This is a genomic window from Pantoea sp. SIMBA_079 (genome assembly GCF_046940275.1).
GTDB classification, from domain to species: Bacteria; Pseudomonadota; Gammaproteobacteria; order Enterobacterales; family Enterobacteriaceae; genus Pantoea; species Pantoea borealis.
The window spans coordinates 1-244 of the sequence record NZ_JAWRYR010000772.1; the positions used below are offsets into that span (position 1 = coordinate 1).

Genomic DNA, 244 nt, shown 5'->3' on the forward strand with positions numbered 1-244 from the left:
GCGAGCCGCGGCTTCCGCGATGTCGACGGCGAGGTCGCGCCCGGTCGCGTGACGCTGTCGCTGTCCAACGGTCGCGTGTCGCGCCTGCGCGATGCGGCTGCGGACGCAGCGCTGCCCAGCGCGCGCATGGATCCGGCGCGCATCGCGACCCTCTACGGGCAGCAGCAGGAAGAACGTCGCCTGGTGCGCGTGCAGGACGTGCCCCAGCTGCTGACCGACACGCTGCAGGCGGTCGAGGATCGCG

Annotated in this window: 1 protein-coding gene; it reads left to right on the top strand. The window is 73.4% G+C overall.

What is annotated here, in order from left to right; all coding sequences use genetic code 11:
• Positions 1 to 244, top strand: a 244-nt coding sequence (locus SB719_RS22035; protein ID WP_412160015.1) for a hypothetical protein, incomplete at both ends; no start/stop codon positions are given.